This is a genomic window from Rahnella inusitata, from assembly GCF_003263515.1.
Classification (GTDB): Bacteria; Pseudomonadota; Gammaproteobacteria; order Enterobacterales; family Enterobacteriaceae; genus Rahnella; species Rahnella inusitata.
In genome coordinates, this window is sequence record NZ_JYDE01000015.1 from 149,687 (window position 1) to 163,576 (window position 13,890).

Here is a 13,890-nt window from a genome sequence, read left to right on the forward strand (position 1 = left end):
ATATGACGACGCTGCCGGAACTGACGGACGCCGAAACCTTGCGTTACAACCGCCAGATCGTCCTGAAAGGGTTTGATTTTGATGGTCAGGAACTGCTGAAAGCCAGCCATGCGCTGATTGTCGGGCTGGGCGGATTAGGCTGCGCGGCGGCGCAATATCTGGCCGCCGCCGGTACCGGCACGCTGACGCTGCTGGATTTCGACACCGTCTCGCTTTCCAATCTGCAACGCCAGACGCTGCACACTGATGCGCGGATCGGCATGTCGAAAGTGGAATCTGCTGCGATAGCGCTGGCGGCAATCAATCCGCATATCCGGCTGAATCAGGTGAACGCGCAGGCGGATGACGCATTGCTCAGCGACCTGATCGCCGCCTGTGATGTGGTGGTCGATTGTACCGACAACGTCACGACGCGAAATCAGCTAAACAGTGAATGTTTTGCGCAAAAAAAACCGCTGGTTTCCGGCGCGGCTATCCGCATGGAGGGGCAGCTCAGCGTCTTCACCTACCAGCCGCAGGAGCCCTGCTATCGCTGCCTGAGCCGGTTGTTCGGGGAAAATGCGCTGACCTGCGTCGAGGCAGGCGTCATGGCACCTTTGGTCGGCACCATCGGCAGCTTGCAGGCGATGGAAACCATCAAGCTGCTGACAAAATTCGGAGACACTCCTCGCGGAAAACTGCTGATGTTTGATGGCATGACGATGCAATTTCGCGAGATGAAACTGATGAAAGATCCGCATTGCGAGGTGTGCGGTAGTCATTAATCCGCTGATTTTAGGTATAAAAAAAGTCCGCTAATTTCGCGGACTTTTTATTGGCATCAGCACTGATTAACTATTAATGCCCTGACTACGTAAATAATCTTCGTAGTTGCCGGAGAAGTCGATAACGCGGGTCGGCGTCATTTCCAGGATACGGGTCGCCAGTGAGCTCACGAATTCACGGTCGTGGGAAACGAAGATCAGCGTGCCTTCATACATTTCCAGTGCCATGTTCAGTGACTCGATGGATTCCATATCAAGGTGGTTAGTTGGTTCATCCATAATCAGGATGTTTGGACGCTGCATCATCAGTTTCCCGAATAACATACGACCTTTCTCACCACCGGAAAGCACTTTCACTTTCTTCTTGATATCGTCCTGACCGAAGAGCAGACGACCCAGAACACCGCGTACGGCCTGTTCATCATCTTTCTCGGATTTCCACTGGCTCATCCAGTCGAATACGTTCATGGAGTCATCGAATTCATATTCGTGATCCTGCGCGTAATAACCGATTTTAGAGTTTTCGGACCATTTCACTGAACCGGTTTCCGGCTCATGCTCACCGACCAGCGTTTTCAGCAGGGTCGATTTACCGATACCGTTCGCGCCCAGAATCGCGACTTTCTCGCCAACTTCCAGCATCAGGCCAAGGTTTTTAAACAGCGGACCGTTATCGAAACCTTTGGTGATTTTTTCCACTTCCAATGCATTACGGAACAATTTCTTGTCCTGCTCGAAACGCATGTAAGGGTTCTGACGGCTTGACGCTTTGATTTCGTCGAGCTGAATTTTATCAATCTGACGGGCACGTGACGTCGCCTGTTTAGATTTTGAGGCGTTGGCGCTGAAGCGGCTAACGAAGGATTGCAGTTCAGCAATCTGCGCTTTCTTCTTGGCGTTGTTGGCGCTCAGAAGTTCACGGGCCTGCGTTGCCGCGGTCATGTATTCATCGTAGTTACCTGGATACACGCGCAGTTCGCCGTAGTCCAGATCCGCCATGTGCGTACAAACCATGTTCAGGAAGTGACGGTCATGCGAAATGATGATCATGGTGCTGTTACGTTCGTTCAGCACCTGCTCCAGCCAGCGAATGGTATCGATGTCCAGGTTGTTCGTTGGTTCGTCGAGCAGCAGAATTTCCGGGTCAGAGAACAATGCCTGCGCCAGCAATACGCGCAGTTTAAAGCCCGGCGCGATTTCGCTCATCAGGCCGTAATGTTGTTCTACCGGAATGCCGACGCCGAGCAGCAGCTCGCCCGCGCGGGATTCAGCGCTGTAGCCGTCCATCTCACCGTATTCGACTTCCAGATCGGCCACTTTATAGCCGTCGGCTTCGCTCATTTCCGCCATCGCGTAAATGCGGTCGCGCTCTTCTTTCACGGCCCACAGTTCGTTGTGGCCCATGATCACGGTGTCCAGCACGGTGAACTCTTCGAAGGCGAACTGATCCTGACGTAATTTACCCAGACGCTCGTTCGGGTCGAGTACGACGTTACCCGCTGAAGGCACTAAGTCGCCACCGAGGATCTTCATGAAAGTGGATTTGCCACAACCGTTCGCGCCAATCAGGCCATAACGGTTACCGCCGCCAAATTTCACGTTAATGTTTTCAAATAACGGCTTGCTGCCGAATTGCATGGTGATGTTGTAAGTACTTAGCACAACGCTCGCTCTTAATTGGGAAATGTGATTTGGCGCGCATTATGCCACAACGGCGCGACGGGATCGCCTCTCGTTGTGTACAAATTTCACTCGATAGTAAAAAAATTCGTCATGCGCGGGAAAATGTCAGAAGAATAAACATAAAAAAACCCGGCCTCAGCCGGGTTTTCCAATACAACTTCGGATATCAGAAGCTGTAACCGATCACGCCGTAGTAACCCCAGCCGGTAGATTTCACATCGAAATTACCGTTACCAAAGTTCAGCTCAGCGCCGTCAGCCCACTGGCCGCCGTTGTGGAAGTAACGCGCCACGAACGAGTAATGCCAGTGTGTGTAATTCAGCGAGAGGATATGGCTGGAGGCGATAGAGTTGTTAGAACGGGCTTTTTTGCCGTTCAGGTCACGGAAATCGTCGTCGCCCAGTGAAGAGCCCCAGTCAAAGTTGGTGAACCCAATGTAGCTCAGGTTGCCGCCCCACATTTCAGTCAACGGAACGAAATATTTCACTTTGAAACGGTATCCGTCCCAGCTGTTTTCGTTGGCCGCGCTGTAGTTTTCCCACTGGTATTTCGCATACACGTTCAGAGACAGGCTCATAGGCAAACCGGTGTCGATATCGGTGCCCAGACCCATGTACCAGGTGTTCTGACGGTTATCGCTGTCCGGGCCCATATCGTAGATATAGTTGTTGGCGAAGTACCATTCTTTGAACGGACCAAAGCTCAGATCAGTGCCGGTCAGCTTATCAATAGAGAAGCGAGGTTCGATCTCCATAAACAACGGTGAACCGTTTTTATCCCAGATACCGGTATCGTTGCCGTTACCCGCACCGAAGGTTTTAGGGATATCGATGTAGCCGTAGAAATCAAACCAGTCTTTGTGCGCAAACGCTTCATATTCGAGATAAACGTCGTTACGAATTGTCGGTCCGAAACGGGTATCGGCGCTACCTACAACGTTTACACTCTGGTGCCACCAGTCGGAAACAAATTCGCCCTTGCTATCATCAGCGAGCACGGTCGCGCTGTAGGACAAAGCCATCAAAGCGCCTGCTGCAATAATTTTATTTTTCATATTTTTACCAGAAGCGGGGGAGGAACAACGCCTTGCCACTTTCAGACGTTGCATATATCAAACCCTAAAACTGTGATCCGCAACCGATTGCTGCATATAGTTCAAAGAACATGCAATTACCAGCGACTTCCTACAAGAGTTAACTTTTCTTAGCTAATAAATAGATTTGGTCAAGGTTTGTCAATTTGTGTTTCATTCTGATACATCCTCAATGTGACATCGATCACATATATGTTTCAGAACGATTTCATTCACCCGACAGAGAGTGAAAAAAACACCTGTGTGATTATTCATCAATCGTTATTTGTCATGCTATAATCATGACAATTAACGGTGCGGAGGCACACATGATGAACACGAAATTTTCCGGGCTGTCTTCCAGCCCTTTGCAACAACCTGCAACGCCGCTTTGGCAGTCTGCGGGGCTTCCCGCAAGCAGCGGCATCAGTTTGATAAATGCCATACAAAAGGGATTTCCGGTTGATAGTATCAGTCGTCTTAACGATGAGCTGGGATGGCCGAAGATGGTATTACTGGAAGTCATGGGCATTAACGAGCGCAATTTTGCGCGGCGAAAAGCAGGGAACGGGTTACTGAAAAGCGATGAGAGTGAACGCGTCGCGCGTCTGGTTCGCACCATTGATGCAGCCACAGATTTATTTGAAGGCGACCGTATGGCGGCGCTGGAATGGATAACCCGCCCTGCTCCGGCGCTGGCAGGCTCACGTCCGCTGGAACTGCTTTCGTCAGAAGCGGGAGCCGTGGAGGTCAACCGGCTGATCGGACGTCTTGAATACGGGGTATTTAGTTGAAGCTGTTCCGTATCACCAAGACAAAACATCTGGGCACCGCGTGGTCGGGCACCGGCGCTCAGATTTATGGTGGCCGATGGAATCCGCCCGGCAGACCGGTGGTTTATCTGGCCGGTAGCCAGTCACTGGCGATTCTGGAAATGCTGGTGCACATCCACTCCAGTATGCTGATGCAATCCTACACGCTGCTCAGCATCGAAGTGCCGGACGATTTGCTCGATACGCTGGAGGTCTCAGAACTGGCGGCAGACTGGCGCAGCCCTTCTCCGCCAGACAGTACGCAGCGTCAGGGAGAGGTCTGGCTGGTGGAGGGTGACTATGTCGGGCTGAAAGTGCCGTCTGTTATCGTGCCATCGGAGTACAACGTTTTACTCAATCCGCAGCATCCGGCGTTTGGGGATTTACTGGCCTCGGTAGAACGCGAGCCGATGATATTTGACCCGCGTCTGCAATAAACGCGGGTCATGAGGGATTACTCTGTTTTCCTGTTGCTGCGGTAGATAAGCGCCAGCGCAATGATAAGACAAGGGATCGCCGCCAGACGATGCCACGATAGCGGGATCTGCGGATTATCCAGCCAGCCGAAATTATCGATGAGCATCCCCATCGCCAGCTGTCCCAGAATCACGGCCACCGTCGCCACAGCCGTTCCTACACGCGGAACAGCGGTCACCATAATGATGATGTAAGGCACACCGAATAATGCCCCGGCCAGCTGCCATTTTGGCACGGTCAGCAAGGTCGCCTGTTGCGGCGTTTGCAGAAACAGGATCAGCACTGCGGTAATCGCCGCGCCCACGCTGAAGGTCAGGAAGGCGCTTTTCAGCACGCCCACTTTCTCGCCAAGCTGACCGTTCACCGCCGCCTGCATACTCAGCGCCGCGCCCGCGACGATCGCCAGAATAATCATAATCAGTTCAGACATCGGTTAACTCCAGGCAATCAAAACAAGGGCTGCGACGATAAACAGCAAAGCCAGTAAACGCTCGCCGCCGACTTTCTTATGAGGTGTGCCAAACCAGCCGTAATGGTCAATCAGCACGCTTTTCGCCACCTGCCCTGACAAAATTGCGATCATCGTCATACCGATGCCAATCACCGGCGTCGCCAGCGTCAGTACGACCACATACACCGGCCCGAGCACCCCGCCGAGCAGCTGCCAGCCGGGCTGTTGCGTAAACGACGGCGCATTACGCGGGCTGAAAAACAGCACCAGCAGACCGGTCAGCACCGCCCCGACGCCAAATATGCTCAGCGTGGCCCACAGGTGCCCCACTTTCTGTCCCGAGCGGCCCGAGCAGACCGGCCTCCAGCGAAAGCCCCATGCCCGCCAGAATGACCAGCGGAATTAACATCAGATTCATTATTAGCTTGCTCACTCTATTCTAAGAAGCGGCGACTATAGCGTGGTACTTCTTTGCGAAAAACAGCACAATAAGGAAAATACCTTTGCGGATATTGCACAGATGAAGACCTTCAACCAGATCAACATCCAGTCCCTGCGCCTGTTTGTCGCAGTACTGGATCAGGGGAGTTTCTCAGAAGTCGCGCGTCGCGAAGCGATGTCCCCTTCAACGGTATCCCGCGTCATTTCACAGCTGGAACAGGCACTGCAAACGCAACTGCTTTATCGCAATACGCGGGCTGTCAGCCCGACTGAATCGGGCAAATTGCTAGCCGATCATGCCCGTCAGGTGCTGGCACAGCTGGATCTGGCGGCGCTGGATTTGCAGGAGCAGGACAGCGAACCGGGCGGTCTGGTGCGTATCAATGCCCCCGTCGTTTTCGGCCAGCGGCACATTGCGCCCTGGCTGCATGAACTGAGTGCCCACTATCCGCGACTGAATATCGAACTGATGCAAACTGATGATTTTATTGATCCCTTGCAGGACAGCGTGGATTTGCTGATCCGCATCGGGGTCATGGCCGATTCCACGATGCAGGCACGCACGCTCGGGCAACAGAATTTCCGCCTCGCCGCCAGCCCGGCCTATCTGGCACGGGCGGGCACACCCGCCACACCTGCTGACCTTGCTTCGCACAGCTGTCTGGTCTTCAAAGGATTCGCCGGTTCACAGCGCTGGTACTTCCGCGAATCAGATCAGGAATGGCGCTCTTACAGCTTGCGTGGCGTGCTTACCAGTAATAACGCAGAAACGCTGACGCAGGCGGCCATCGACGGCATGGGGCTGGTGGTATTTCCCACATGGCTTATTGGCGATGCCCTGCGGGAGGGAAGGCTGGTGAGTGTGATGAAATCGTATCAGGTGTCGACATCACCGGAGCCACAGACGATCGCGGCGTTGTATCCGAATGGCCGGAGAACATCGATTAAGGTGCGGGCGGTGATTGATTTTCTGGTGGAGAAATTTGGCGCACCAGCGTATTGGGAACATTGAAGGTGACAGCTCCCCCCCCTTCGCAGGAGAGGGAGCTGTCCTAGCACTGTTTTACTAAGCCGCCCTTACAGCGGCTTCCTGCAAATCAGAAACTATAATCGACAGCGGCGAAATATCTCCGTCCATCTTCGTTATAACTATAATCGTCCCGATTCAGATCTTTATCGCCGAGGTTCAACACCCCGGCCCGGATTTTCACGGCCTTATTCACCTGATACGACCCGCCGGTGTTCCAGACAGTGTAGCCGCCCGGCGTCGGGTTGCCGTCGGTGACGGTGCGGCTTTTGCCTTTGTAGTTGGCAGAAAGGTAGAAGCTCCAGGCGTCCCACGGTTTCCAGTCGAGCGTGGCGTTGGTGGTGTGGAACGGCAGATCGGATAACGGTTTGTTGCCGCCGTTGCTCAGATCGCGGGCGTCGTTGTAGGTGTAGTTCAGCTTCAGGTTCCATGCCTCGGCGACCGGCAGGCTGACTTCCGTTTCCAGACCGCGAATTCGCGCTTTGTTCACGTTGTAATATTTGAAGATCGGATTGCCGCTGGCGTCGAAGCCGACGAAATTCTGGTAAGTCGGTGCCAGGTTTTTATTGGCGGTGCGAATAACGGTGATCATGTCATCAATGTCGTTCTGGAACACCGTCGCGCTGGCGTTAACGTCTTCCAGCAGTCCTTCTTCCCCGGCGTAGTAAAGGCCGAACTCGATGCTTTCGCTGGTTTCCGCTTTCAGATCTTTACTGCCGACTACGTTACAACCGCCGCGGCAGGATGCACTTTGCCAGTCAGGGCTAAGCTGTAACAGCGATGGCGCTTTGAAAGCCGATGCCCAGCCGCCTTTGAGCGTCACGGTGTCAGTGGCGTTGTAAACCAGATAGGCACGCGGGCTCCAGTTAACGCCGTAATTTTCGTGGTCATCCATACGCACGCCGCCGGTCAGCGCCAGACTTTCGAAAATCCGCCATTCATCTTCAAGGAACAGCGCGTACTGATTGGCCTGCGTGCTGCCACCGTTTTTCATGTTCACGCCGTCTTCCAGCTTATCGTTGCGGTATTCTCCGCCGAACGTCATCAGCTGATTGTATTCGCCCAACGGAATAACCACTTTGCCGTCAAGAGAGTTGTTTTTCGACGTGATCGTTTCGGCGTTTTTGTTCTCGATGTTTTCACCGTAGAAACGCAGTTCGGTATTGGCTAATCCCCAGCGCCCGTTATGCCCGAGCGAGTAGTTTTCGCGCTCAATACGGTTTTTATCCAGCGTATCGGAATCCCTGTCCTGACGGTCCATGCCGTAGCCAAAGGTGATGTCCTGATCTTTATCCGGCGTCAGTGAAAATTCGACGTTAGCGTTGCGCGAAGTGTAACCCTCGATGCGCGGCTGGCCGGTGCTGCCGCTTGCGGAACTGGCCTGATCTTTTTCACGTTTGCCCAGCGCGCCGTAGACCTTCACGCCTAACAGGTCGTCAATCAACGGGCCGCTGGCGAACACGTTGCCATTGCCCGTATCGCCGCGATCGCGATGTTCCTGCACGGTGGTATCGGCGCTCACCGTTCCGTGCCAGGCTTTGCCGACTTTACGGGTAATGATGTTGACGACGCCGCCCAGCGCGTCGGAGCCATACAGCGAGGACATCGGCCCGCGCACCACTTCAATGCGCTCGATGGATTCGGCGGGGATCCAGCTTAAATCAAAATCGTTATGACGGAAGACGGCGTTGCGGGAGTTCACGCGCTTACCATCCACCAGAATCAGAGTATAACCGCTGCCCAGACCACGGATACTGACGCCCTGTCGGTTGTCACTTTCGTTGGTGATCTGCACCCCCGGCACATCTTTGAGGACGTCTTTGAGATTTTGCACCGGCTTCTTTTGCAGATCTTCGCGGGTGATCACGCTGATACTCGCCGGCGCGTCTTTAAGGTTTTGTTCGACGGCGGAGGCGGTTACCACCATCTGATCTTCTTTTTCTTTTACTTCGGTTGTGTCTTCTGCCATCACAGGAAACGCGGCGGCAAACAGCTGTGCGACTAACCCGGCTTTGATTGCCGGTGTGAATTTAACCTTAACCATTTCTTCTCTCCATGAGATAAAACAACCCCGTCAGTGCGGGACGTTGCAATGCATTTCCGTCAATCCGGTAAAAAAAGTGCGAACGAAATCGCCCGGATGATCAGGATTTTGTTTTTAGTTTCAGGCTCACAATGTGAAAGGCGGACGCTGCTACTTTGGCTGCGTCCGTTTTTTAGTACTTCATCTGACTACGATTTAGATCGAAGGGTCGCCTACCAGTCCGTCGATGAGGATTTGCGGCGTTCCCTGCGAGCAGCGTTCAATACGTCCGCGCACGCCGTAAACGCGCGCCAGACTGTCGGCGGTGATCACCGCCTCGGGTTCGCCATCGGCGATCAGATGCCCGTCTTTGAGCATCAAAACACGATCACCGTGGCGCAGCGCGATGTTGATGTCATGCACCACCACCACGGTCACGATATTGCGTTTTTGTGTTTCCTGCCGCACCAGATCCATCACGTGGAATTGATAATTCAGATCCAGCGCGCTGAGCGGTTCGTCGAGCAGTAACAACGAGGGCTGGCGGATTAAAGACTGCGCCAGACCGACCAGCTGTTTCTGCCCGCCGGAGAGCTGGTCGAGGTAGCTCAGCGCCAGATGTTCGATGCCGAGCTGTCGCAGCAGCGTCATCACTTTATCGGTACCTTCCGCCGCTTTGCCTTTTCCACCAGACGCACGCTGGGCAACGATAATCGATTCCAATACGTGAAGATGCACACCGGCAGGCAGAGTTTGCGGCAGATATACCACCTGCTCGGCACGGCGGGCGAACGGCATCGGCATCAAATCGTGGCCATCGAGCATCAGTTGCCCTTCCGCCCGGTTTAGCCCCGCCAGCGAACGCAGGAGCGTCGATTTACCGCTGCCATTCGGTCCCAGCAGTACCGTGATTTTGCCACGCGGCAGCATCGGCACATTGAGGTCACGAATAACCCGGCGCTTCGGATAACCGGCGTTGAAATCGCGGATTTGCAGCCCTTGCGTGGCGGCATTCAGGAGTTCCTGAGAAGGGGTTTCCAGCATAACAGACATCAGACGTTCCCCCGATGACGAAGAATAATGCTCAGGAAGAACGGCACGCCGACCAGCGAGGTGACAATACCGACCGGAATGATGACGCCGGGCACCAGATTTTTCGACGCAACAGAAGCCATCGACAGCACCAGCGCGCCGATCAGCGCACTGGCCGGCAGGTAAAAGCGGTGATCTTCACCAAACATCAGGCGAGCTATGTGCGGCGCGACCAGACCGATAAAGCCAATCGGCCCTACGAACGCCACTGCCAGTGCGGAAAGAATACTGATGCGCAGCAGCGTGCCGAGGCGCAGACGGCGCACGTCAATACCAAAACTGACTGCGCGGTCTTCACCCAGACGCAGCGCCGTCAGCTTCCACGCGCTCATCATCGACCACGGCAGCAAAATGAGGAAAGCGAACATCATTACCCCGAGTTTCACCCATGATGCACGCGCCAGACTGCCCATCGTCCAGAAGACTAAACCCTGCAGGGTGTCTTCGGTGGCGATGAACTGCATCAGCGAAACCAGTGCGTTAAAGGTAAAGACCAGCGCGATACCGAACAACACCACGCCTGAGCTGGCGACGCGCGTCCAGCGGGTGATGCCATCGAGCATCAGCGCGGCGAGGAGAGCAAAGATAAAGGCGTTAGCGGAGATAAACCACTGATCGGGCACGCCCGGAATACCGATGCCAAGGACTATCGCCAGCGCGGCGCCAAAGGCGGCTGCGGACGACACGCCGAGCGTAAACGGGCTGGCCAGCGGGTTATTGAGGATGGTCTGCATTTCGGCACCGGCGAGGCCAAGAGACATTCCCACCGCAATCGCCATCAGCGCATACGGCAGGCGAATATCCCAGACGATTACCCGCGTGCCCGGATCGGCGGCGGCCGCATCAAACAAGGTTTTCCACAGCGTACTGAGTGACAACCCCGAAGGCCCCATCACGAAATCAATCACCAGTGAGACGACAATCGCCAGCACCAGGACAAGCATGATGAACAAACGGCGGCGTACGATATTCTGGTATTGCCCCATAACGCTGTTGTCGGCATTGGCTTTCGCCGTCAGCGCAGGTTCGGTGGTTGCACTCATGTTTTGCTTCAATCTCATCAACGTAAAAACTTACAGCAGGATAACTTACTTCCCGCTTTCCGGTTTAACTGCGTCCGTCCAGTAGGTGCCCGTCGGCTCCACGGCGAGGAACTGCTTATAGAGCTGGTTCTGGGTTTGCTGCGGATCGAGATCCGCAAACTTCTGCGGATAAAACGCTTTGGCAAAGACCTGAACCGCCAGCACGTTATACGGCGAGTTGTAATAATTGTGCCAGATGCCAAAACTGCGGCCTTCTTCCACCGCTTTCAGCGTGCTGATGCCTTTACGCTGCAACAGCGGTGTCAGACTGGCGCGGGCCTGCTCCGGCGTGGTCTGCGCGCCAAGCACCAGACCGGTCGGTGCCGAATCGCCCGCTTTCGCCGGTTTGCCGCCACCGCTGACCAGATAAACGTCCGGCTGCGCGGCGATCACTTTTTCAAGATTGACCAGTCCCAGCGGCCCCGGCAGCAGCGGTTTGGCGATGTTCACACCGCCCGCCTGATCGATAAAATCACCCATGTTGCCCTTTCCGGCAGAACGGCAGCATTCATCAGCGGTAGACGCACGCAGTTCGATGAACACTTTTGGCTTATCCTGCTCGGGTATGTTTTGGGTCACATCGGTAACGCGTTTGATGTTGTCTTTATAAAACGCGATGTAATCCTGCGCCTGCTTTTCGCGGTTCAGGACTTTGCCCAGCAATTCCATGCTCGGCAGGGTATTTTTCAGCGGTGAGGTGCGGAAATCAACAAAGACGACCGGCACACCGGCTTTTTGCAACTGCGTGACCAGCGCACTTTCTTTGCCCGGACCGTGCCCCGACAAACCAAAAATCGCCAGCTGCGGATTGAGCGTCAGCACTTTTTCAGGGCTGATGCTGTCGGCGCTGGTGTTACCAATCAGCGGGATTTTGTCGATCTGCGGGAATTTAGCCTGATAGGTGGCATAGGTTTGCGGATCTAATTTGCGGAAATCGCCCTGCCAGCCAACAATGCGGTCGAACGGTTTCTGCCCTTCCAGCAGGGAAACAGCGAAGAACAAACGCCCTTCTCCCAGCACCACACGCTGAACATCATCCGGCACCGTGACGGTTCGCCCGGCGATATCGGTCACCGTGACGGCCTGCGCACCAAAACTCATGACGCCCATTGCCAGTGCAAAAATGCCTCCTGCAACGCGAGTGCTTACCAAATTCTGCTGATAATTCATCTTCTTCCGATTCCTTTACGTTTCCCTGAAGAGGCGCTAACAATAAAAGAAATGATAACGATTATCAATGCAGTTTACATAACCCATAAAGGGTACAGATGGATGGCGCGCAGTGAAACAAGACTGAGGTAACAAAGCATTACGCTGCCGGGCGAAGGAAAAGGAAGTAAAGGCATAAAAAAAGCGGAGCCGAAGCTCCGCCTTGATGACCGCGTGAAAAACGCAAATTCCGTTATTTGTCGTTACTTTTGGTTTCGACGTATTTTGGGAATTCCATTTCGCTGTATTTCACCACTTTCGTGCCTTTCGTCAGCTTGTAACCGAACCAGATGATCAGGAACAGCGGCAGGCCGATATAGGTCGCGGCGACGCCGTACCAGTCGATGGTGTCTTTCAGGAAGGCCTGATAGTTCTGGCCGAGTGTAATAATCAGACACAACACAAAGGCGAATACCGGACCGAACGGGAAGAAACCAGACAGATACGGCAGGTCTTTCAGATCACGTCCCTGAGACACGTAGCCGCGACGGAAACGATAATGGCTGATAGCAATCCCGAGCCAGGCGATAAAGCCGGTCATGCCTGACGTGTTAAGCAGCCACAGGTAGACGGTCTGATTCCCGAAGGTTGAGCTCAGGAAGCACAGCGCGGCAACGACGGTCGTCGCATAAAGCGCGTTACGCGGCACACCGCCTTTCGACAGTTTGGCGAACATACGCGGCGCTTTGCCTTCGCTGGCCAGCGTGAACAGCATACGGGTGGACGCGTACATGCCTGAGTTACCGGCGGACAGCACGGCGGTCAGGATCACGGCGTTCATCACCGCGGCGGCGGACAGCAGACCGGCGTTGCGGAAGACCAGCGTGAACGGGCTGACGGAGATATCGCCGACTTCGTTACGCAGCAAATTCGGGTCGGTGTAAGGAATGATCAGACTGATGACCAGAATTGCCAGAATATAGAACAGCAGGATACGCCAGAACACCTGACGCACCGCGCGGGGAATATTCTTGGCCGGATTCTCAGATTCGCCCGCCGCGACGCCGATAAGCTCAGTCCCCTGAAAGGAGAATCCGACGATCATCGCCACGCCTATCATCGAGGCAAACCCGCCTGCAAACGGCGCATCGCCGATAGCCCAGTTGTGCCAGCCCGCCGTTTCACCACCGCGCATAATACCGGTGATCATCAGCACGCCGACGGCGATAAAGATGATGACAGTGACCACTTTGATCAGTGAGAACCAGTATTCGGCTTCACCGAAACCGCGAACGGAAATGTAGTTCAGCAGGAAGATCAAACTGAGGAACAAGGCGCTCCAGATCCAGCCCGGCGTGTCCGGGAACCAGTAGTTCATCACCAGCTGCGAGGCCACGAGATCCACCGCAATGGTCACCGCCCAGTTATACCAGTAGTTCCAGCCCAGCGCGAAACCAAAGCCTTCTTCTACATAGCGGGAGCCATAGGTGGAGAAGGAACCGGAGACCGGCATGAACGCGGCCAGTTCGCCGAGGCTGGTCATCAGGAAGTACACCATGATGCCGATCAGTGCGTAAGACAGCAGCGCGCCGCCCGGTCCTGCCTGTGACACCGTCGCGCCCGAGGCGACGAATAACCCTGTACCAATTGAGCCGCCAATGGCGATCATCGTTAAGTGACGTGCCTTCAGCTCGCGACGCAGTGTGGGTGCCACCTGCGTAGTTTTTGTAGGTTGTTGAGCCATGTTTTCCCTATATCCGCTCGTCATTCTAAAATTTAAGCGCGGATTGTAGCAAAACCTGCCGCTCTGAATAGCA

12 protein-coding genes and 1 pseudogene are annotated in these 13,890 nt (G+C 54.5%); 4 read left to right on the forward strand and 9 right to left on the reverse strand.

Annotated features, from left to right (window positions below):
- Window positions 1-2: 2 nt before the first annotated feature.
- On the forward strand, window positions 3-764 hold the full coding sequence (gene moeB / locus TU92_RS09310) for a molybdopterin-synthase adenylyltransferase MoeB (RefSeq protein ID WP_112166474.1): 762 nt from the start codon (window positions 3-5) through the stop codon (window positions 762-764).
- 66 nt (window positions 765-830) lie between these two features.
- Here moeB and TU92_RS09315 read toward each other — a convergent pair whose 3' ends face one another.
- Both TU92_RS09315 and TU92_RS09320 read right to left on the reverse strand, forming a co-directional pair.
- Window positions 831-2,426 carry an ABC-F family ATPase gene (locus TU92_RS09315; protein ID WP_072158016.1) on the reverse strand — a complete coding sequence of 532 codons (1,596 nt, stop codon included), beginning with the start codon at window positions 2,424-2,426 and terminating at the stop codon, window positions 831-833.
- Between the two features lie 187 nt (window positions 2,427-2,613).
- On the reverse strand, window positions 2,614-3,501 hold the full coding sequence (locus TU92_RS09320) for a nucleoside-specific channel-forming protein Tsx (RefSeq protein WP_112166477.1): 888 nt from the start codon (window positions 3,499-3,501) through the stop codon (window positions 2,614-2,616).
- A 347-nt stretch (window positions 3,502-3,848) separates the two neighbouring features.
- Between TU92_RS09320 and parS the strand changes: the two genes are divergently transcribed.
- Window positions 3,849-4,313 (forward strand): type II RES/Xre toxin-antitoxin system antitoxin, encoded by a 465-nt coding sequence (gene parS, locus TU92_RS09325; RefSeq protein ID WP_244207738.1) that lies wholly within the window; start codon window positions 3,849-3,851, stop codon window positions 4,311-4,313.
- Window positions 4,310-4,768 carry an RES family NAD+ phosphorylase gene (locus TU92_RS09330; protein ID WP_112166479.1) on the forward strand — a complete coding sequence of 153 codons (459 nt, stop codon included), beginning with the start codon at window positions 4,310-4,312 and terminating at the stop codon, window positions 4,766-4,768. Before parS ends, TU92_RS09330 begins: the two co-directional genes overlap by 4 nt.
- 17 nt (window positions 4,769-4,785) lie before the next feature.
- Here the strand turns inward: TU92_RS09330 and TU92_RS09335 are convergent, their stop codons facing one another.
- Window positions 4,786-5,238 (reverse strand): DMT family transporter, encoded by a 453-nt coding sequence (locus tag TU92_RS09335; protein ID WP_112166481.1) that lies wholly within the window; start codon window positions 5,236-5,238, stop codon window positions 4,786-4,788.
- A gap of 3 nt (window positions 5,239-5,241) precedes the next feature.
- Window positions 5,242-5,677: pseudogene (locus tag TU92_RS09340) on the reverse strand (DMT family transporter).
- Between the two features lie 102 nt (window positions 5,678-5,779).
- Here TU92_RS09340 and TU92_RS09345 point away from each other — a divergent pair.
- Window positions 5,780-6,712 (forward strand): LysR family transcriptional regulator, encoded by a 933-nt coding sequence (locus TU92_RS09345; protein ID WP_112166667.1) that lies wholly within the window; start codon window positions 5,780-5,782, stop codon window positions 6,710-6,712.
- Between the two features lie 85 nt (window positions 6,713-6,797).
- Here TU92_RS09345 and cirA read toward each other — a convergent pair whose 3' ends face one another.
- The 5 genes from cirA to TU92_RS09370 all read right to left on the reverse strand — a co-directional run bounded on the left by cirA (window position 6,798) and on the right by TU92_RS09370 (window position 13,817).
- The gene (cirA, locus tag TU92_RS09350) at window positions 6,798-8,771 is read right to left on the reverse strand and encodes a catecholate siderophore receptor CirA (RefSeq protein ID WP_112166483.1); all 1,974 of its coding nucleotides are present in this window, start codon (window positions 8,769-8,771) and stop codon (window positions 6,798-6,800) included.
- A gap of 195 nt (window positions 8,772-8,966) precedes the next feature.
- Window positions 8,967-9,803, reverse strand: a complete 837-nt coding sequence (locus tag TU92_RS09355) for an ABC transporter ATP-binding protein (RefSeq protein WP_112166485.1) — start codon at window positions 9,801-9,803, stop codon at window positions 8,967-8,969.
- Window positions 9,803-10,885, reverse strand: a complete 1,083-nt coding sequence (locus TU92_RS09360; RefSeq protein WP_112166487.1) for a FecCD family ABC transporter permease — start codon at window positions 10,883-10,885, stop codon at window positions 9,803-9,805. Before TU92_RS09360 ends, TU92_RS09355 begins: the two co-directional genes overlap by 1 nt.
- A gap of 45 nt (window positions 10,886-10,930) precedes the next feature.
- The gene (locus TU92_RS09365; RefSeq protein ID WP_112166489.1) at window positions 10,931-12,094 is read right to left on the reverse strand and encodes an ABC transporter substrate-binding protein; all 1,164 of its coding nucleotides are present in this window, start codon (window positions 12,092-12,094) and stop codon (window positions 10,931-10,933) included.
- 232 nt (window positions 12,095-12,326) lie between these two features.
- Window positions 12,327-13,817: an amino acid permease gene (locus TU92_RS09370; protein WP_112166491.1), complete on the reverse strand. Its 1,491-nt coding sequence runs from the start codon at window positions 13,815-13,817 to the stop codon at window positions 12,327-12,329.
- Between the last annotated feature and the right edge of the window lie 73 nt (window positions 13,818-13,890).

Bases quoted from the DNA above. Each gene is read 5' to 3' on its own strand.
- moeB (WP_112166474.1), top strand. From the start codon at position 3: ATGACGACGCTGCCGGAACTGACGGACGCCGAAACCTTGCGTTACAAC.
- TU92_RS09320 (WP_112166477.1), bottom strand. From the start codon at position 3,501: ATGAAAAATAAAATTATTGCAGCAGGCGCTTTGATGGCTTTGTCCTAC.
- parS (WP_244207738.1), top strand. From the start codon at position 3,849: ATGATGAACACGAAATTTTCCGGGCTGTCTTCCAGCCCTTTGCAACAA.
- TU92_RS09335 (WP_112166481.1), bottom strand. From the start codon at position 5,238: ATGTCTGAACTGATTATGATTATTCTGGCGATCGTCGCGGGCGCGGCG.
- TU92_RS09345 (WP_112166667.1), top strand. From the start codon at position 5,780: ATGAAGACCTTCAACCAGATCAACATCCAGTCCCTGCGCCTGTTTGTC.
- cirA (WP_112166483.1), bottom strand. From the start codon at position 8,771: ATGGTTAAGGTTAAATTCACACCGGCAATCAAAGCCGGGTTAGTCGCA.
- TU92_RS09355 (WP_112166485.1), bottom strand. From the start codon at position 9,803: ATGTCTGTTATGCTGGAAACCCCTTCTCAGGAACTCCTGAATGCCGCC.
- TU92_RS09360 (WP_112166487.1), bottom strand. From the start codon at position 10,885: ATGAGTGCAACCACCGAACCTGCGCTGACGGCGAAAGCCAATGCCGAC.
- TU92_RS09365 (WP_112166489.1), bottom strand. From the start codon at position 12,094: ATGAATTATCAGCAGAATTTGGTAAGCACTCGCGTTGCAGGAGGCATT.
- TU92_RS09370 (WP_112166491.1), bottom strand. From the start codon at position 13,817: ATGGCTCAACAACCTACAAAAACTACGCAGGTGGCACCCACACTGCGT.